The following is a 6,090-nucleotide window of genomic DNA, read 5'->3' on the forward strand; positions in this document are numbered from 1 at the left end:
ATAATCAATTCAAGACTCCTGAAGATTATTATCAAAATATTGAATTATCTGTATCTAATATTAATAAAAAAGTTAATTCTGGTTGGTATGAGTTTAAGGCTAATAAGGGTATAGTTGAAAAATATCAGTCTAGAGAATGGATTAATGGATATGAACGTTATGAACAATGGTGGGGATTTCAGTATTATGCTAGGGGGACAGCCGGAGAACAATTAGCAAGAGATTTTGAAGATGCAGGAGAAAAAAGACTTTGGGGTTCAGGTGCATTAGGAGCGGTAGCAGCATTCAGTGGAGGCTCTGGAATAGTAATACTAGGAATTTTTACAACAATTACTTCTTCAAATTTTTATTCTATGGCGAATAAAGTTAGAAGATATATATCTGATTATGGAAGTGTAAAAGTGTCTGTATATGCAGCTGGAGGCTATTATACTGTTGAGGCTATACAGTAAAATGAATATTATAAAATACATACAGGAAATAAGATTAGATATTATATTTTATATTATAATATTTATAACTGTCATAATTTATAAAAAAAACAAAAAAAAAGCTAGAATATTTTATTTTTTGATAGTTACATTGTTATTTGTAATAAGATATCTATTATGAATAACAGTTGTTTTTTAAATCTTATTAATAAGGGTGCTATTAAATGAATTTAGAATATATATTATTTGTAATTATCCCCACTATGCTATCCTTATTAGGTAATTATTTTGTAGGAAAAAAGTAAAAAAAATAAAAGAAAAAGACGATTATTAGTCGTCTTTTTTTAATTATCAAATTCAAATTTTAGTATCAAACAGAAAAAAATAATTTTATTATTTTTTATAATTATACTATTTTGAAAACGCAAACCTTCTTACTATATCATATATTTATTTGATATAATACTTGTTATTTAACTTTTTATATGTTATAATAAAAATACAAATAGAAGTGATCACACTATTTATTATAGGAAATTTATCCTATTTTTGTTTATTCATAAAGGAGGTAAATCATTATGAATAAGAAATTAAAATTTACTAGTGCTATTTTAGCATCTAGCTTGCTTATAACGCCAATCTCTGCTTTAGTTAGTAATTATGATAATGTGGCTAAGGCTGAAGGAAAAGAAAATAATCAAATCAATATACAAAAACATATCGATTATATCGATAGTCAAATTTATTTAGAAAATAATAATTTGAAAATTAATAAAGATTTTGTTTTAAATTATATAAAAATTAATTTTAAAGAATTAAATATAAATAATCAATTTAAGACTCCTGAAGAATATTATCAAAATATTGAATTATCTGTATCTAATATTAATAAAAAAGTTAATTCTGCTTGGTATAAATTTAATGCTACTAATGGTATAACTGAAAAATATCAGTCAAGATCTGGGGGAGGTTTTGAAGTTTATTACTATTGGTGGGGATCTCAAGTATATATACATAACCAATGGGAATTAAATAATTTTAAAAGAGAAATAGAAGATTATATTTATAGAATTGAAACAATAGGCTATTTCATTTATATTCCTAGTTTAGGTTTATCTCAAATTCATATTAATGAATTAAAAAGAATGCTTACTTTAGTTGATAGGACATATCAAGATTATGCTTCTGTTAAAATTACATCACATGATTTCAAAATTGGAGATACATTTGAAGTAGAGGCGATACAATGATTAAAATATTATGTACTATTTTATTTGTATTGTGGTTACTAGGAATAATATCTAATTACAGATTATTAAAGAAATCTAGGGAAAAAAGATTAATGAATAAGCCGTTACTTAAAAAATAATATAGTAAAAATTTGTTTAGGTGATATATATTATTATGAGTAATAAATATAAATTCATTAGTATATATCTAGCTAGTTACTTTAAAGAGGAGTCTATACAATGATAAAATGTATTTTTTAAATGCATTAATTACTTTTATACTTTGGATATTTATATTATCTTTAATTATATATATTATTTATAAAATATGTAAAAAAAATTAATTATAAAATAGAAAAAGACGACAAATAGTCGTCTTTTTTCTAATGATAAAACTTTCTATATTTTTTTAATTTTAATTTTACTAACCATAAAATATCCGAATATGGCAGTTAAAATTAGCAAGGCAATATTAGGCATCTTTATAAAATTAAATGACAAGAATGCTAGTAGTAAACCGCAAGTAGTAATAGGTACACCTTGATAGTAGCCGTCTGTCATTGTTGTTACATTAAAACGAGCCAGTCTAAAAGCTCCGCAACAAACGTAAACGCTGCAAATAATAGTTGCTATGATTGACACAAGCAGTAAATTACTAGCAGTATGTATTTTAAAAAACACTAAAAATGCTGGTGCTACACCAAAACTTATCACATCACAGATAGAATCTAGTTCTTTTCCGAGTGGCGACACCACGCCTAACTTTCTTGCGACCATGCCGTCATAACGGTCTGCAAACATAGATAAAATAATAAAGACACTTGCATAAGTATATTGCCCTGTTGAAGTCAATATAATTGATAAAAATCCACATAAGCCATTAGCCATTGTAATAGCGTTAGGAATAATTTCTTTATTCATACTAATACTCCTTAAAAAATAGTTAATATATATTATAGTATAAAAAACCTATAAAGTCTAAAGAAAATGAAATTTATTATTTTTGCTTCTTTAAGTTTATATAATTAGGGGATTAGTCTTAGCAAGTATTTATCTATAAGGAGGAAGAATGAAAATAATATATTATAAAAAATTAGTAAAAGAATTATTTATGATTTCTTTGTTTTGTGCAATCTATGTTTCTGGCTTTAGCCATTTAATAATTCCTAGCAAGATAGCAGAGGTGTGGTTCTGGTATAGGTCTATTACTTCATTACCTAAAATCAAAGAATTAATAATTTATTTTATTTTTTCTTATTACAGTAGCAAGTTATCTACTTTTTTTATTTTTAAAATTTTTTATTTTATAGAAGTTGAAGATATTAACTTTAAAACCTATCTTTTAATTTTATTAGCTAGTTTTTTAATAATAATTCTTGCTGTGTTATTTATAGTAGTTCAAAAGAAATTAAAAAACATCAAAAATATAAATATTAAATTGTTATTAATCTTTTTAGTGGTGATTATTTCTTATTTTACTGCTGGCAGATATAATTCCTTGGGAACTAATTTTATAGATTGCTTCTTTTATAATAATATAGCTATCAATAATTATGATTTTCTTATCAAGATATTTCTAACCCTAGTTTGTACAAGTATAGGTTTTAGTGGTGGTGAGGTAACGCCCCTATTTTCCATAGGTTTGTTGGTGGGGTTAGTCCTTGCTAATATTTTTATTTACCCCTACAAATTTTAGCCTCTCTTGGCTATGTCTTAATGTTTAGTGCAAGTGCTAGAGTTTTTCTAACTCTCATCTTATTAGCCCTAGAAGTTTTTTCTTACAAGCTAGCCTTACTAATAATTATTCCTAGCTTGCTGATAAAATTACTAAATAAAAAATATTCTATATATTAAATCAGAATGCTGACAAGGCCTTATGCTTATTTTATTTAATTTAAAAAATTTTGCAATAAAGAAAGAAAAGTGTTAAAATCTAAGAAAAATAATTATTTGGAGGCTCCTAATGGATAGATATAGTGGAGATGCCCTGCATACAGATTTTTATCAAATAAATATGGGGTATGTTTACTTTAAAGACGGGATACACGAAAGAAAATCATATTTTGATTTATATTTCAGAAAAGCCCCTTTTAATGGGGGATATGCAGTTTTTGCAGGCTTGGAAAAGGTTATAGACTACATTAAAAATTTTAAATTTACAGAAGATGACATTAATTATTTGAGAAGCTTAGATTACTCAGAAGATTATTTAGATTACTTAGCAAATTTAAAATTTACAGGTAGCATTCGCTCAGTTATAGAAGGAGAAATAGTTTTTGGTAATGAACCCTTACTAAGAATAGAAGCTCCTTTAATTCAAGCCCAATTAGTCGAAACAGCAATTTTAAATATAATAAATTATCAAACTTTAATAGCAACCAAAGCATCACGCATAAAACATATATGTCCTGATGAAGTATGTATGGAATTTGGTACTCGCAGAGCCCATGAATTTGATGCAGCTATATGGGGGGCTAGGGCCGCCGTTATTGGTGGTTTTGATTCGACAAGTAATGTCAAGGCGGCAAAATTATTCGATATAGCCTGTAGCGGAACCCACGCCCATTCATTTATTCAGACCTATCAAGATGAAGTTGTAGCCTTTAGAAAATATGCCGAAACTCACAAAGATTGCTATTTTTTAGTGGATACTTATGACACCTTACGTTCAGGAATACCTAGTGCCATAAAAGTTGCTAATGAACTAGGTGATAAAATTAATTTCAAAGGCATTAGACTAGATTCTGGCGACATAGCCTACCTGTCAAAAGCCGCTCGAAAAATGTTAGATGACGCTGGCTACAAAGATGTAAAAATAGTTGCATCTAATGACTTAGATGAAGACACAATCACCCACCTAAAGCAACAAGGGGCAAAAGTAGATAGTTGGGGGCTAGGAACTAAGCTGATAACATCTTACCAAAATCCAGCCTTGGGAGCAGTTTATAAACTAGTTTGTTTAGAAGATGAAAATGGAAAAATGGTAGATAGATTAAAAATATCAGAAAATCCAGCTAAACTAACAACACCAGGTATAAAAAAATTATATCGTATCATAAACAAGGATACAGGTATGGCAGCTGGAGATTATATAGCTCTAGAATCTGAAGATGTTAAGTTGGAAAAAGAAATTAATCTATTCCATCCAACTCATACATACTTGTCAAAAAAAGTTTCTAATTTTGAAGCTATTGACTTGCACAAGGATATATTTATATATGGCAAACAAGTATATACAGTGCCTCATATTAATACTAGTAAACAACATCTTTTAGAAAGTAAAAAATATTTTTGGTCAGAGTACACAAGACTATTAAATCCAGAATTTTACCCGGTAGATTTAAGTAGAACGTGCTGGGAAAATAGAAATAAAATACTAAGTAGACTGAAAAAATAAAATAGGTGAATATATGTCATTACAAGATAAAATTATAAAAGAATTAAAATGCCAACCGAGTATAAATTCTATTGAAGAAATTGAAAAAACAAAAAAATTTCTAAAAGACTATTTAAAAAAATATCCATTCATAAAAACTTTAGTTTTAGGAATTTCTGGAGGACAAGATTCTACTTTGTGTGGAAAGTTATGCCAATTAGCAATTGCAGAATTACGAAAAGAAACTAAAGATAATGACTATAAATTTATAGCGGTAAGATTACCCTATGGAGAACAATTTGACGAACAAGACTGCCAAGACGCCCTAGATTTTATCAAAGCAGATAAAGTTTATACGGTTAATATAAAAGAAGCTGTTGATGCAAGCTATGAAAACTTAAAAAAGGCTGGAGTGATAATTAGTGATTTTGCCAAAGGTAATGAAAAAGCAAGAGAAAGAATGAAAGTTCAATACTCAATAGCTACCATGAATAAAGGAATAGTAGTAGGAACAGACCATGCGGCAGAAGCCTTAACAGGATTTTATACAAAATATGGCGATGGAGGAGTAGATATAGCACCCCTGTTCAGACTAAACAAAAGACAGGGTAAAGAATTACTAAAAGAATTAGAATGTCCCGAACATCTTTACCTAAAAAAACCAACAGCAGATTTGGAAGAAGACAAACCAGCTTTACCTGATGAAGTAGCATTAGGTCTTACTTACGAAAATATAGATGACTACTTAGAAGGGAAAAAACTAGCTAAGGAAATTACAGATAAAATAGAAAATTACTTTCTAAAATCATCACATAAACGACGTATGCCAGTTACAATATTTGATTTTTACGAATAAAGAAAATATGGTTAGTTTAGCGACTAGCCATATTTATTTTTAATTTTTTTAAATTTTTTTAAAAAAACCCAAAAAAACACTTGACAAGAAACAAAAACAAATGCTAGAATAAAAAAGTCCTAAAAGACCAACAATTCATAGAAAAAAACAAGCAAAAGTTCATAAAATAAAAAATGCTTTTAAACAATTTTAAAAACA

At 27.6% G+C, this 6,090-nt stretch carries 6 protein-coding genes; 5 read left to right on the forward strand and 1 reads right to left on the reverse strand.

Annotated features, from left to right (window positions below; translation table 11 throughout):
* Both KMP12_RS07065 and KMP12_RS07070 read left to right on the forward strand, forming a co-directional pair.
* A partial coding sequence (locus tag KMP12_RS07065; protein ID WP_215757019.1) for a hypothetical protein occupies positions 1-452 on the forward strand: 452 nt, incomplete at its 5' end.
* A gap of 557 nt (positions 453-1,009) precedes the next feature.
* Positions 1,010-1,681, forward strand: a complete 672-nt coding sequence (locus KMP12_RS07070; RefSeq protein WP_215757020.1) for a hypothetical protein — start codon at positions 1,010-1,012, stop codon at positions 1,679-1,681.
* A gap of 378 nt (positions 1,682-2,059) precedes the next feature.
* On the opposite strand, the gene pssA is transcribed toward KMP12_RS07070, so the two are convergent.
* The gene (gene pssA, locus KMP12_RS07075) at positions 2,060-2,581 is read right to left on the reverse strand and encodes a CDP-diacylglycerol--serine O-phosphatidyltransferase (RefSeq protein WP_215757021.1); all 522 of its coding nucleotides are present in this window, start codon (positions 2,579-2,581) and stop codon (positions 2,060-2,062) included.
* A 148-nt stretch (positions 2,582-2,729) separates the two neighbouring features.
* Between pssA and KMP12_RS07080 the strand changes: the two genes are divergently transcribed.
* The 3 genes from KMP12_RS07080 to nadE all read left to right on the forward strand — a co-directional run bounded on the left by KMP12_RS07080 (position 2,730) and on the right by nadE (position 5,892).
* On the forward strand, positions 2,730-3,356 hold the full coding sequence (locus KMP12_RS07080) for a chloride channel protein (RefSeq protein WP_215757022.1): 627 nt from the start codon (positions 2,730-2,732) through the stop codon (positions 3,354-3,356).
* A 267-nt stretch (positions 3,357-3,623) separates the two neighbouring features.
* Positions 3,624-5,057, forward strand: a complete 1,434-nt coding sequence (locus KMP12_RS07085; protein WP_215757023.1) for a nicotinate phosphoribosyltransferase — start codon at positions 3,624-3,626, stop codon at positions 5,055-5,057.
* A gap of 13 nt (positions 5,058-5,070) precedes the next feature.
* Positions 5,071-5,892 carry an ammonia-dependent NAD(+) synthetase gene (gene nadE / locus KMP12_RS07090; RefSeq protein ID WP_215757024.1) on the forward strand — a complete coding sequence of 274 codons (822 nt, stop codon included), beginning with the start codon at positions 5,071-5,073 and terminating at the stop codon, positions 5,890-5,892.
* Positions 5,893-6,090 lie beyond the last annotated feature (198 nt).

This window comes from Gemella sp. zg-1178 (assembly GCF_018790995.1).
Classification (GTDB): domain Bacteria; phylum Bacillota; class Bacilli; order Staphylococcales; family Gemellaceae; genus Gemelliphila.